Genomic DNA, 12,925 nt, shown 5'->3' on the forward strand with positions numbered 1-12,925 from the left:
CGGCGGGCGTGGATAGCGGTTTAATTCATGGCCTGATAGACGGCGGTCTTCAGCATGTCGCGCAAGGGCAGCGTTCCCGATGGGAAAAGCTGGGTCATCAGCGTCGCCGACAAACCGGCCTCGGGAACCGCGAAAAAGGTCGTGCTTGCCGCCCCGCCCCAGGTGTATTCGCCTTTAAGGCCGGGTTTTTCGGCGGCCGCCGGCTCGGTCAGCACAGCGCCGCCAAGCGCCATCTCCATGCCGAGGCCGGACCCGCCCGAGGCGAACCCCATGAATTTCTGGAATGTGTCGCCGAGAACATCGGCGCCCACATGAGGCGCTGTCATTGTGCGGACGCTTTTGCGGCTCATGACGCGTGCGCCGCCAGCTTCACCGAACCCAGCAAGCATATCGGCGAAGCGGTGATAATCGCTGAGCGTGCATAAAAGTCCGGCGGAGCCGGATTCAGCGTAGGGCTTGGTCAGGAAAGGAGAGCCGGTCGCTGCTTCTGCGAGGATGAGGCTTCCTTCTTTTAATGCATACATGCTCGCAAGCCGTTCGGCTTTGGGTGCGGGCACATAAAAATCCGCATCCTCCATGCCAAGCGGGTTGAAAATCCGTTCCTTTAAAAAGGCGCTGAAGCTCGCCCCCGTGACGCGCTCGACAACCAATCCCGCAATATCAGGGGAAATGCTGTAGAGCCATTGCGAGCCGGGCTGAAACTGCAGAGGGATTTTTCCGAGCCGGGCCGCGAATTCCGAAAGACCGGCGCTGAATTCCGGATCGTAGACATATTTTGCTGAAACAAGGCCGGCCTTGCGGTAGAGAGGGGAAATCGGACCGGGATTCCAGCTATTGCTGAGGCCGGACGTATGCGTCAGCAGGTGAGCGACGCGCATGACGCCCGCAGGCTCCGACACGATCTTTTCGCCATCCTGTGAAACATAAACGGCGAGATCGGAAAATTCCGGAACATAAGCGGTCACCGGATCATTGAGCGACAGCTTGTTGTCCTCGACCAGCAGCATGATGGCGGCGGCCGTAACCGGCTTGGTCATGGAATAAGCCCGATAGATCGTATCCGGGGCGATGTTCTTGCCGGATGCGATGTCCGCCTTGCCCGCATAATGCTCGAAAAGCAGCTCGCCATGCTGAGATATGCGCACCGCGCCGCCGGGGATTTGGCCGCTTTCAATGAGGCCGTCGATCATCTCGCCCGCCGCGCTGAGGCGGCCGATGTCGAACATTCTGGCGGGCGACTTTTTCGCGACGCAGGAGGGCAGGGCGAGCGCAGTGAGGGGCGCTGACGCGGCGGCGGCGAGCGTGCTCCGGCGGGTGAAAAGCGCGGTCAAAAACCCCTCCCTGAATTGTCAATAAATTTCATATTTATGATTTTTTCAGGAAAATATACGAAATATATCAGATTATCCACTGCTTTCTTGACTAATTGAAAATAATTGACAATATGACGGCGCACCGGCCGCAACGCCGATTCTTCCTGCTCGCCTTGTACGCCGGCAACCCAAAAGCATTCCCGATCGCGGCTCTTCCGGCGGGGATGGAATGCAATCAAACAAGGAGGAAACAGTGAGGTTCAAAAGCAAGCATTTTGGAGGAGTGGGAGCGCTATGCGGCGCGCTACTGGCGCTGGTCTTTGCAACGCAGGCCGCCGCGCAAACCAACGCTAAATGTCCGGATGATCCTTTGCCGTCGGGTTATGATTGGACCGACGTCAAAGCTGCGTTGGAAAATTCACCTTTCCAGCGCGGGGGAATGATCGTCTATCACAAGGGCGAGGTCGTTTATTGGACCGGCTTCGGTTGGTGGGACGGCCAAGGCTGCGATTACTTCATCAACAATCACAACTTTAATGTCGCGTCTTTGTCGAAAACCTTTACGGCGGCGGTGGCGATGGCGGTGGCGCAGGATCCGAATGTCAATTTTTCGTTGAACGATCTGGTGAAAGACCATATCACAAACGCGACGTCGTTGAACGCAAGTCAATTCGACGATAACGGGACGGCGCGTCTCGTTTACGACCACATGACGATCAACGATCTCATTACCATGATGACGGGACATGAGACCGTCAGCGCTTGGCCGATTGGTCTGACTTCATGCATTAACAATCCGTTTGTTTCGTTTGAAACATGCGGGGAGGATATGATCGCCGCCGACATTGCGGAAGATGACGATCCGAACAACAACAGCGCTTATGTTTACGCGCCCGGCGAAGCTTTCTCTTACGGTCCAATGTCGTGGCAGATTCTCGGACTTGCGGTGGCTAACGCCGTCAATGATGACTTTACGACAATTCTTGAGGACTATTTGACCGGTCCCTGCAACCTTACGGACACGATTGTGAAGCGCCCCAATAATGAATGGGCGGCAGGCGGATTTGAAACCGATCTGTTCGATGGCGGCGCCTTCGCGCAGGCGCTGCTGAGCGGCGAGTGCGGAAACAATCACACGCTTTTCAATGCGGCTTCTCTTGCTTCATTGAATGAAGTCACGGTTCCGTTGCAGAGCGGATCTGTTCCGACGGTGAGCAGCCCGATCAAGGATCTCGATCTCGATTATGCGCGCGGCCAGTGGGTGTTCGACCAGGGCGGCTCGAAAATCTATCTGGGCGTCGGCGCCTGGGGCGCGGTTACGTTTTATTCGCCCGACAAGGACTGGGCCGCCTATATCCATCTCGATGACCATCTTTTGACGGGATATATCGACGCGACGGATCTCATCATCAAGTCGGGCGGGCTCGCGGACCTGATTGATATTCAGGCGAACAACAATCCGTAATCGCTGAAAGCCTCGAGGCGAATTGTTCGGGGAGCGTCGGCAAGGCCGGCGCTCCCTCTGCATTTTCGGCGCCGGCGTTAAAATTTGCAATGTTTGGCAAACAGTTGCGTAAATATAAGAAAGTCAATTATTTTCTCTCGCCATTTCAGGGACCCACAGCAGGCAGATAAAGTCAGGGCGTGACCAAAAAACCAACCACAACGCGTCAGTCGCCAAAGTCCTCGAGGACGGCTTCAGGCAAAAGCGGGCCAGGCCCTTCGCTGGTCGCGGACGAGCTGCGCGCGCTGATTGTCGATGGGTCCTTCAAGGCGGGCGCCCGCATCACCGAGCGCGCGGTCGCCGAGCGGTTTCATTGCACGGCGGCGACGACCCGCGAAGCGTTTCACCTTCTGGAAAAGCAGGGCGCGATCATCGTGTCTGCGCGCCGCGGCGCCCGGGTGATCGACGACCAATACGCACCGCCCGCGGAGCTGTTTATCGTGTGGGACCGTCTGCGTTGGCTGCTTGGCGAGGAGCTGCGCCGTCATGGCGCGGTGATTGAACAGCCGCGTGCTGAAGGAAACGCGGAAACGAAACCATCGCGCCGGCTCGTTCTGGTTGAAGAGCAGCTTGAGCAACTTGGGGAGGCGTCTAAAAATGCACGCCTGGCCAGGGCGATGGCGCGCATCGCCCTGCATGTGTCCATCGTTGCGCCGGAGCGCCTTGGCGAAATCGAAGAAAGTCTGAACCGATGACGGCGGAGCTTGCACCGGATATCAGGGCTTTCGTTGCGCGGGCTGAAACCATCGCTGGCGTGGCGCAGCCGCCGCCGCCGACTTTGCCCGGTTATATCGCGGCCTGGATTGCAGATCGGATTCAGTTTGGCGACTTCAAGCCGGGCGAGTCGATTCGGGAGCTGGCGGTGGCGGATCATTTTGATGTCAGCCGCGGGCCGGTGCGCGAAGCGTTGCGCCTCCTGGACAGGGACGGGCTTGTCACGCTTCGAGGGCGAAAAGGCGCAATCGTGCGCAAGCTGACGGACGACGAGCTGGAGGCGCTTTTTCATATTCGCGCTGAGTTGTTCGCCGCCCAGGCGGGCCTTGCCGCGTCCGCGAGCGAGCGCAGCGCCGCCGCGCTCGCCGCCATTGCGGACGGCGTCGCTCTGCTGACGCGGTTGTCGATCGCGAAGGAAGCGACTGTCGGCGATTACATCACAGTGCGCCGCGCTGTTTCCGTTTTGATCACCAGCCTGTCCGGCGCGCGGTATCTCGGGCGGATGTCTGCGGTGTTTGAGCGCGAAGTCGCCGTGCTATGGGCCAGCATTTTAAGTCCAGAGCGCCGCCGTAGATCGGCGGCGCGCTGGTCGGCGCTATGCAAGGCGATCGAAAATGCGCGCGTTGGCGAGGCGGAGCGTCTGGCGCGGGATCTGGTGCTCGACAGTCTTGCGGAGATCCGCCGGCGCGGCGAAACGGGCGAGACGCCGGAGGCGTTGCTGGAAAAATCGTCAAAGGCCGGGGCTTCCGACTAGGGCCTTGCTGGCCGGCAGAGCTTGGCGCATGGGCGCGGGACAGGATCCGCCTGCGCTGCATTTCCATACGAGACATAACAAATGTCGATTATTGACAAAAACTCCGGGGCGGCGTTTCATGGGGGCAAACAGAACAAGACGGCCGGAACGCGCGGGCGATGAAACACCGTCAGCACGGCTTGGGCTGCATGCCGCAAGATAGACGTTCATTAGGAGAGGACATGAGAATGGCGGCGAGCGGCAGACCGGAGCCCGGCGCAATCCCGATGTCCGGCGCGGCGTCCGGCAAGGCCGCAGGAACGTCCTTGCCGTATTTCCTTGGCGTCATGTTTCTGGTGTCGACCCTGAACATGGCCGACCGGCAGATTATCGGCATCGTGGCCGAGCCCATCAAAAATGAATTCGGCCTTTCGGACACCATGCTGGGGCTGGTGGGCGGAACCGCCTTTGCGCTCGTTTACCCGACATTGGGGCTTGCGATTGCACGCGCCGCCGACCGGCTCAATCGCCGCAACATCCTTGCGGCGTGTCTGGCGGTCTGGAGCGCCATGACGATGTTGTGCGGCGTGGCGCCCGGCTTTTGGTATCTCGCCGTCGCGCGCACCGGAGTCGCTGCCGGCGAGGCGGGATATGCGCCATGCACACATTCGCTTATCGCGGATTCCGTTTCGCCGGAGCGGCGCTCGTCTGCGTTTTCCGTCCTCGTTGTGGGCATCTCGGCCGGCGGTCTTGTTGCGTCGCTGATCGGCGGCCTCGTGGCGGAAACCCATGGCTGGCGCGCGGCGTTTATGGCGCTTGGCGCACCCGGATTGATCGTGTCCGCGCTGGTCTATTTCACGCTTAAGGAGCCGGTTCGCCTGGGCGCCGCCGCCAGGGCGGGGCGCGCGGTTAAGGCGTTCGGCGCATTGATGAAATCACCGCCGTTCCTGCTCTGCGTCGCCGGATCTGCGTTTCACTTGATGGTGGCCTATGGGCTCGCTGCTTTCGGCATTGCGTATTTCGTGCGCGCTCACGGCATGTCGGTCGGTGCGGCGGCGGCGATCCTGGGCGCATCAGCGGCGATTGCGGGTGCGTTAGGCAGCCTGATTGGCGGCGCGGCCGGGGATTTTCTCGCCAAACGCGATCGCCGCTGGCTCGCCTGGTGGCCCGCCGTGACGGTTTTCGCCGCGACCTTTGTCGGCGTGCCCGCTTTTCTGGCGCAAGGTCTTGTGTTTGCGCTCATCGGCGCGGTGGCGGCGGTGTTTTGCAACACGCTTTATCAGCCGGCCTCCTACGCGCTTGTCCAGGGAGTTGCGGATCCGCAAGAGCGCGCGAGCGCCGCCGCGTTGATGATCTTTATACAGAATTTAGTGGGGCTTGGGCTTGGGCCGCTGGTGATCGGTTTGATCAGCGATGCGCTGGCGCCGTCCGTTGGCGTTGCGGCGCTCGGCATGGCGATCGCCTTTTCATTTTTGTTCAACATACCGTCCGCCATCGCCTTTTATTTTGCAGGCAAAACCTGGGGACGGGCCGACAAACCATGTTGAACGCCTTAGAAATCGAGGCAACAAATGATGAATCTAAAGCAAAAACCGTTGAACGCTCCCGCTGTTGGGGGCATGGAGACGGACAGCTATCGTTACATCGCCGTCAACAAATTTACGCCGGTGATCGGCGCCGAGATTGGCGGCGTCAATCTTGGCAAAGAGCTTTCCGGCGCCGTCATTGAGGAAATTCGCCGCGCCTTCCTCGAAAATCTGGTGATTTTCTTCCGCGGCCAGGACCTGACGCCGGATCAGCATGTCGCCTTCGGCAAGCTCTTTGGCGAACTGCATGCGCATCCGGCGGCCCCGAGCGAAGCCGGCCATCCGGAACTGATGGTCATCGCCGCCGATGAGAATTCTTCCAGAGCCAATGGAGAAACATGGCACACGGACGTATCCTGCGAGCCCGAGCCGCCGCTGGGCAGCATTCTTTACATCAAGCAAACCCCGCCTTGCGGCGGCGATACGCTGTTCGCAAACATGTATGCGGCCTATGACGCCTTGTCGCCGCAGATGAAAACCTATCTCGATGGCATGACTGCGATCCATGACGGCGAGCATGTTTATCGAGGGCTATATGCGGATTTGGGCGTCAAGGATAAGCCGCAATATCCGCGCGCCCATCATCCGGTCGTGCGCACGCATCCGGAAACGAAGCGCAAATGCCTTTATGTGAATGCCGGCTTTACGACTGCGATCGACGGTGTTCCTCCTGACGAAAGCGATGCGATCTTGCGTTTCCTGATCCGGCATGCGGCGCATCCGGCGTTTCAGTGCCGCTTTCGCTGGGCGCCGGGCTCCCTTGCTTTTTGGGACAATCGCTGCGCGCAGCATCATGCGGTGTGGGACTACTGGCCCCATCGCCGTTACGGAAACAGGGTCACAATCAAGGGCGACCGTCCTTTTTAACGGAACGGGAAAGGGCTGGCGCCATGTCAAAGACCTTCGCCGACTGCATTGTCGCTGTAACGGGCGCGTCGACAGGGCTTGGGCGCGCCATCGCCCAAGGGGCTGCAGCGCGCGGGGCTGAGGCCGTCATTATCAATTATCACGCGAACGCCGCAGAGGCGGATGAGACTGCAGCGCTGGTCGAGGAGGCGGGCGCTAAAGCGGTCCTGGTCCGGGGGGATGTCGGCGATGACGAGGACTGCAAGAAAATCGCCGCCGCCGCTGAGCCCTTCGGGCGTATCGATGCGTTGTTCAACAATGCAGGCGTCACGGCGGTCGCGTTGGACCAGAGCGATCTTGGCGCCTTGAACAGCGAAGACTTCATGCGCCTTTATCGCGTCAATGTCGTCGGCGCCTATCAGATGACGCGGGGCGCGCGGCCGCTGCTCGAAGCGGCGCCCAAGCGCGCGGCGGTCGTCAATACGTCGTCAATCGCCGCTCTTACGGGCGTCGGGTCTTCCATCGCCTATGCGGCGTCAAAAGGCGCGCTGACCACGATGACGCTGTGCCTGGCGCGCGTGCTGGCGCCGAAAATCAGGGTCAATGCGGTTTGTCCCGGATTTATTGATACGCCATGGTTTGCAAAGAGGCTTGCCGCCGATCAGATGGACGACTTGCGTGAGCACATCAAAAACGCGGTTCCGTTAAAAGAGGCCTCAACGGCGGAAGATATTTGCGGCGCCGCATTGTTCCTGGCGTCGCCGGATGCGCGCCACGTGACCGGAGAGACCCTGCTTGTCGACGCCGGCGCGCATTTGGCGTTTTCGTTTTAAAGTCGGAATAGCGTCGATAGACTTTGTGATCGCGCCGACCATTCTATTCAAGTTGTTTCATTGTCTGGTCATCCTCAGCTAGGCCGCGATTGGTAGAATCGCACTGGCGTCAACCCGCATACATCGCGCCGGACGCACTCGCCTAACGGAAAAGGATGAGGTGTTCATCGGCAGGGCTCACCTAACCGGTGCAGGACACGAGAAGCGCAGATCACTGTGGTTTTCCGCCGATTTAAACATTTGCCTAGCAGGCGTTCCCTGTTTCAATGCGGCGATGCCGGACGATCTGCCGAGTATTTGGAGATGGCGAAGCCTGTTGTCTTTCGGTCTGTTTCAACGACCCGCGGAGCGATAATCTTGTCCGCGAAATCAGCCTTCTTCGCGCGTTAGGCTGTTATGTCGCCGGATAGCGGCCCTTTGAAACCACCGTTTCTGTCGTCTTGTCTGACGCATGTTCTAGGGCGCCTGCCCGGTGAAGGTTATAGTTTTTGGGCGCGCGCGCCGCATCGGCAGGCGATTTTCAGGTTATGAGTCGTGTACGGACTAATTTTCCAAATTTGCTGTGCTTTGATTTACGCACGCTTTTCAACGTGTTATACTAAAAATGAATTTGCAGCACTTTGCGCTGGTATGCGGAAGTTTGCGCGTGATTGCTTACCCAGTGCTTACCGATTTGAGCGAGTATGGCGAAGCTGTCCAAAGCATTTATCGACAAGGCGGAAGTCGTCCGTGAAAAGATTTTCTGGGATGACAGCCTAACTGGTTTCGGTTTGCGGGTGAAGCCGTCCGGGCTGAAGACATTCGTCGTGCAGTATCGCACGCAAGCCGGCCGCAGCCGCCGCTGGTCCATAGGCAAGCACGGGGTCATCACCCATACGGAAGCACGCAAGCAGGCGATCAAGCTGCTGGCGCAGGCTTCGAGTGGCGCCGACCCCGTTGGCGACCGGGAGCGAAAGCGCGCCAGCGCAACGGTCGGCGATCTCTTCAAGCGCTATATGGCTGAACATTGCGAAGGCCGCTGCAAGCCGCGGACACTGGAGGCGCATAAGTGGCTGTACGCGAAACTGATCAAGCCGCGGCTTGGCGCAAGAAAGCTTGTAGAGCTGACGCGGAGCGATCTCGCGAAACTCCACTCGGACCTTCGCGACAAGCCTTACAACGCCAACCGCGCCCTCGGGCTGATGCGGGCGATGCTCAACTGGGCGGAGCGGCAGGAGTTGATCGAACCGAGATCGAACCCGGCGATGCTCATCAAACCCTATAGGGAGAGCAAGCGAGAGCGCTTTCTCAGCCAGAAGGAGCTGCAGGACCTCTTAAGGACCATCGATATCTGCGAGCAGGACGAAACGGTCGATACGTATATGGCGGCGGCCATGCGGATGCTTGTCTTCACCGGCTGCCGTTTGAGCGAGATCCTCACCCTGCGCTGGGACGCTATCGACTTCCATCAGGAACGGTTCACGCTCGCCGAGCACAAGACCAGCCAGTATGGGGCGAAGCTGATTCCACTCAACGCGGCCGCCCTGGCGCTGCTTCGAGACCTGCCCCGCTGCGCCGGCAATCCATACGTCATGGTCGGCGGCAAGGAGGGCGCCCATCTCGTCGACCTCCAGCGGCCATGGCGGCGAGTTCGCGCCCGGGCCGGACTTGAAGACGTTCGGCTCCATGATCTGCGTCACAGCTTCGCCAGCTTTGCGGCGGCTGCCGGGGTCTCGCTGCCGATCATCGGGGGCCTTCTCGGTCATCGCAGCGTGCAGGCGACGGCGCGCTACGCCCACCTCGCGCAGGAACCGCTCAAGGACGCCAGCAACGCCGTCGCAAAGTATTTCAAACCGGCTCCCGACAGACCCCCGCCAGCCCCGGTCCCGGCCAATGAAGGCGGGGTTCGCGCAAACGAGGGCAGGGTGGTCCGCCTTGACAAATATAACCTGCGAGTTATATCGTGAGCTGGTCGGTATTGTTCGATGATGCATTCTATGAGGAGTATCTGGCCTTGGCCGAGGCAGTTCAGGAAGAACTGTTGGCGCATGCCCGGCTGCTCGAGGATTTCGGGCCAGCGCTCGGTCGCCCGCATGCGGATACGCTGAACGGCTCGCGCTTTCATAACATGAAAGAGCTGCGGTTCAGGGCTGACGACGGCGTATGGCGCGTCGCCTTCGCTTTCGATCCGGCGCGCAGCGCCATCCTTCTCGTGGCGGGCGACAAGGGCGGCGTCAGCGAGAAGCGGTTTTACAAGCGCCTGATCGAGACGGCCGACAAACGCTACGCCGCCCATATAGAAAGGCTTGGAGAATAAGAATGCCCCGCGCTTTGAAAGACGTGATCGACAAGCTCCCTCCGGCGCGGCGCGCCAAGGTCGAGCGCCGTTACGCCGATCTCGTCGAAGAGATTGAAACCTTGAGCGAGCTGCGCAAGCTGACCTCGATGTCGCAAGCGAAACTCGCCGAGACATTGCAGATCAGCCAGCCCGCCATCTCGAAGCTTGAAAAACAGACCGACATGTATCTGTCGACCCTGCGGCTCTACGTCGAGGCTATGGGGGGCGAACTGGACATTGTCATCCGTCTGCCGAACCACGCCCCGATCAAGGTCCGATCACTGGGAGACGCAATGGCGGAATAGCACCGCCCCGAATGGAAGGAGACCGGCATGCCTGCTTACATTTCGCCATTCGATGACCGCTTCCTGAAACTCGGCCGGGCCGCAAAGCTGGCCGCCGAAAATCATCCCGGCCTCGACAGCGCCGATGTCATGGACATGCTGGCGCGCGCCGTGTTCGCCGGCGCGTTCGATCCGCCCTCGGCGGAAGGTCTCGACGAACGCGCAAGAAAGGTCCGCGAGGCGCCCGAGAACTGGCCGCACATTCCGATCGAAACGCCGGCCCCCTGGCTGACGCCATCCCAACGAAAGCTCTCGCCAAAGCCGCAGCAATATTTCGGGGCGAACCGGCACACCATCGTCAGCGTCATGCAATCGGAGGACTGTCTTCCGGGCGAAGCCGCACAATGGGACGCCCTCCTGCGCGACCTCACCCGCCCGGAAGGGCAGGAGGAGGCCTTCGCTGCGCTCACGAAAACGCCGTTTGCGCATTATCCCCAAGCCGGGCGGCGCTTCATCGAGGGCATATACGTCCCGCGCGGGAAACTGCGGCGCTGGTTCGAGCTGCGTCAAATTTCGGTCCCGGAATTGCTGAGAGATGACGAAGAACAGGCGGACAAGGAAAACGCGGCCGCCGCCCCATGCGCGCCCCTTGAGCCGACATTGCGCGGCCGGCCGCAGAAGGCGGCGTGGCGATGCATCACGCAGGCGCTGTTGATGCTACGGACGGAAAACCCGACCATGCAACGGAAGGCGATGGCCTATGCCGCCTGGAAGAGCGCCGCCAAAGAGTTCGAGGAGTCCGACCTGCCGAGCGTTGCGACGATCCAGCGCAAGCTTGGTGAAATCTTCCGGTCGAACAGGCGTTAAACGCGGCGCGCCCCCGCCGCGTGTCCCTGAAGCGAAAAGATGGGCGGTAGAAGCCGTGACTGCAGGGGGTGTGCGCTATCGGCGCCGGGCGCTCTATGAGTGGATGGCGGCGAGCGCGCGCCGCCACACGGGCGAGGCGGGGCCAGCATGACCCGTGCGAAAATCCCATTGCTGACGATCGGCTTGTCCGCGCGCGCTTTGCGAGCAGGCGATGCGCGTCGTGCTGCAACAGGCGGCGCAGCGGCGCGTCACTGGATTCTCTTGAACCGAGAGCCGCATATGGCCGACATTTTATTCAGCTAACTCCCTACCATCGGCCAATAGCGGGGCTGATGAAGTGCGCCGCCACATAGAGGTGGTCCATCGATTTGTTAGTCCGGCGGTTTCTTGAAGCGCTTGGGAATGAACGGCTTATTCCGAAGACGCGACGTCCACCCGCACGTCCATCCGTTCAAAGGAATTTCCGTCGCCGACGAAACTGCCGACGACGGGCATGGTTTGGCGAATGTGGCGGCCGACGGCGACCGGGATCAGATTGAAACCGCCGACGCTTCGGTTCGTTGGATCAAAGGTAATCCACCCCGCGCCGGGCACATAGACCTCTGCCCAGGCATGGGTCGATCCGGCGCCGGCTGAGCCAAGCGCATTCTGATCCGGATCGTAAAGATATCCCGAGACAATGCGGGCGCCGAAACCGAGACTGCGAACGGCGTCGACAAACAGCGCCGCGAAATCGCGACACGAGCCTCGTCCGCGATCCAGCGTCTCCTCCGGCGACTGGGTGTTCTCTTCTTCACGAATTTCGTAAGCAATCTGCGCTGCGACGCCGGAAGAGATGTCCTTCAGCAGAGCAAGCGTTCCAGTCGGGTCACCGGCGACGAAGCCTTGCGTCCACTTAGCGAGTCGCCCGGAGCTATCGAGATAGCTCTGAAGCCGCAGGGCGCCAAGGTCCGTCATATCGTCCTCGGTCAGCAGAAACGGGTAATGCGCAGCCGATGCGGCGATATCAAAGACGGGCCACTGGTCGGCGTCGAGCGTGAGTTCGGCAATGCTGCCGATGACCAGCGTATCCGCACGTTGGTCAAATATGGCGGTAGCAACGGCGTTGCCGAAGACGTCGTGCGCCCATGTCACAGTGGCATCCGGCGTAAACGTCAGATCATGGGCGATAAGGCGAAGGTTGCGGCTCTCGCGCGGGCGCAGCATCAACCGATGTGGTCCGAATGCCAGCGGCGCCCGGTATCGATAAGTCGTCTGGTGGTGGATTGAAATCCTGGTCAATAAATTTCCTGTTTTGGGGAGACGATTATAGGTCCTGCCGTCAGCTCGCTGTTAGCTTGGTTTATCAATCCGCCTGGATTGCATCGTCCAGCGCCTTGGCCAATGCCTTGGCTTTCGAAAGCGCCGCCCGTTCTTTGTCTTCGTCTGACTGAGTGTTTTCTCCGTGACCTGCGGCGACAGAAACCATGCATCGGATGGTGTCATCTCCTCTCGAAATAACGACGGAAAATTGATCCGTCTCGCCATTGCGCGATATTTGCAGTTTTTCCATTTATTCCCTGATTTCTGCGCCCTTCGCGATGGTCGCCTAAACTGACGCCTTTTTTGTAGCGTTCGTACGTTTCGCCTGGGCGACGGCGTCCTTCAGATCGGTATATCGAAAACCATTGATGTGGAAATAATCGACAGGAACACGTTTGATCCCATATTTCTGCATCTCCCCGTCCAATGTTCTTTCAGTATCGGTTTTCGTGATTTCTTCCGTCATTTCTAAATTCCCTTCAAGTATTTAAATGGCGACCCGGTCGGCGCGATTCAATCGACAATGGCCATTTCAGGAGCTTTTTTCCAACATTTTAAGGTATTTCGTTTGAATACGGAAATTTGCTTGCAAACGTCTGGTTCAAGGCAAATCGTTAATGGTCAAT

At 59.6% G+C, this 12,925-nt stretch carries 15 protein-coding genes; 11 read left to right on the forward strand and 4 right to left on the reverse strand.

All coding sequences use genetic code 11. The features are described from left to right. Positions 1 to 20 precede the first annotated feature (20 nt). Complete coding sequence (locus CW354_RS13885; RefSeq protein WP_104830686.1) at positions 21 to 1,331, reverse strand: serine hydrolase domain-containing protein; 1,311 nt, start codon at positions 1,329 to 1,331, stop codon at positions 21 to 23. Positions 1,332 to 1,566: 235 nt separating this feature from the next. Here CW354_RS13885 and CW354_RS13890 point away from each other — a divergent pair, with 235 nt between their 5' ends. From CW354_RS13890 to CW354_RS23440, 11 genes are all read left to right on the forward strand, one after another. Beyond that, complete coding sequence (locus CW354_RS13890) at positions 1,567 to 2,778, forward strand: serine hydrolase domain-containing protein (RefSeq protein WP_165793712.1); 1,212 nt, start codon at positions 1,567 to 1,569, stop codon at positions 2,776 to 2,778. Between the two features lie 179 nt (positions 2,779 to 2,957). Beyond that, a complete protein-coding gene (locus tag CW354_RS13895; protein ID WP_104830688.1) occupies positions 2,958 to 3,512 on the forward strand; it encodes a GntR family transcriptional regulator in 555 nt (184 codons plus the stop codon). Further along, positions 3,509 to 4,285: a GntR family transcriptional regulator gene (locus CW354_RS13900; RefSeq protein WP_104830689.1), complete on the forward strand. Its 777-nt coding sequence runs from the start codon at positions 3,509 to 3,511 to the stop codon at positions 4,283 to 4,285. The genes CW354_RS13895 and CW354_RS13900 overlap by 4 nt, the downstream gene beginning before the upstream one ends. A 227-nt stretch (positions 4,286 to 4,512) precedes the next feature. After that, positions 4,513 to 5,811: a spinster family MFS transporter gene (locus CW354_RS13905; RefSeq protein WP_165793713.1), complete on the forward strand. Its 1,299-nt coding sequence runs from the start codon at positions 4,513 to 4,515 to the stop codon at positions 5,809 to 5,811. A 72-nt stretch (positions 5,812 to 5,883) separates the two neighbouring features. Beyond that, complete coding sequence (locus CW354_RS13910; RefSeq protein WP_423793534.1) at positions 5,884 to 6,717, forward strand: TauD/TfdA dioxygenase family protein; 834 nt, start codon at positions 5,884 to 5,886, stop codon at positions 6,715 to 6,717. Between the two features lie 23 nt (positions 6,718 to 6,740). Further along, positions 6,741 to 7,529 carry an SDR family NAD(P)-dependent oxidoreductase gene (locus CW354_RS13915; protein WP_104830692.1) on the forward strand — a complete coding sequence of 263 codons (789 nt, stop codon included), beginning with the start codon at positions 6,741 to 6,743 and terminating at the stop codon, positions 7,527 to 7,529. A gap of 683 nt (positions 7,530 to 8,212) precedes the next feature. Next, complete coding sequence (locus tag CW354_RS13920; protein WP_104830693.1) at positions 8,213 to 9,475, forward strand: site-specific integrase; 1,263 nt, start codon at positions 8,213 to 8,215, stop codon at positions 9,473 to 9,475. Continuing rightward, positions 9,472 to 9,825 (forward strand): type II toxin-antitoxin system RelE/ParE family toxin, encoded by a 354-nt coding sequence (locus CW354_RS13925; RefSeq protein WP_104830694.1) that lies wholly within the window; start codon positions 9,472 to 9,474, stop codon positions 9,823 to 9,825. Before CW354_RS13920 ends, CW354_RS13925 begins: the two co-directional genes overlap by 4 nt. A gap of 2 nt (positions 9,826 to 9,827) precedes the next feature. Further along, the gene (locus CW354_RS13930; protein WP_104830695.1) at positions 9,828 to 10,151 is read left to right on the forward strand and encodes an XRE family transcriptional regulator; all 324 of its coding nucleotides are present in this window, start codon (positions 9,828 to 9,830) and stop codon (positions 10,149 to 10,151) included. Positions 10,152 to 10,178: 27 nt separating this feature from the next. Continuing rightward, positions 10,179 to 10,997, forward strand: coding sequence for a hypothetical protein (locus CW354_RS13935; RefSeq protein ID WP_104830696.1), 819 nt, complete (start codon positions 10,179 to 10,181; stop codon positions 10,995 to 10,997). 147 nt (positions 10,998 to 11,144) lie between these two features. Next, a complete protein-coding gene (locus tag CW354_RS23440; protein WP_165793714.1) occupies positions 11,145 to 11,300 on the forward strand; it encodes a hypothetical protein in 156 nt (51 codons plus the stop codon). Between the two features lie 108 nt (positions 11,301 to 11,408). Here the strand turns inward: CW354_RS23440 and CW354_RS13940 are convergent, their stop codons facing one another. From CW354_RS13940 to CW354_RS13950, 3 genes are all read right to left on the reverse strand, one after another. Further along, positions 11,409 to 12,278, reverse strand: coding sequence for a transglutaminase family protein (locus CW354_RS13940; protein ID WP_104830697.1), 870 nt, complete (start codon positions 12,276 to 12,278; stop codon positions 11,409 to 11,411). A 64-nt stretch (positions 12,279 to 12,342) separates the two neighbouring features. Beyond that, on the reverse strand, positions 12,343 to 12,549 hold the full coding sequence (locus CW354_RS13945; RefSeq protein ID WP_104830698.1) for a hypothetical protein: 207 nt from the start codon (positions 12,547 to 12,549) through the stop codon (positions 12,343 to 12,345). Between the two features lie 36 nt (positions 12,550 to 12,585). Next, positions 12,586 to 12,765, reverse strand: a complete 180-nt coding sequence (locus tag CW354_RS13950; protein ID WP_104830699.1) for a hypothetical protein — start codon at positions 12,763 to 12,765, stop codon at positions 12,586 to 12,588. Positions 12,766 to 12,925 lie beyond the last annotated feature (160 nt).

The sequence above is a fragment of the Hyphococcus luteus genome, from assembly GCF_002943565.1.
Classification (GTDB): Bacteria; Pseudomonadota; Alphaproteobacteria; order Caulobacterales; family Parvularculaceae; genus Hyphococcus; species Hyphococcus luteus.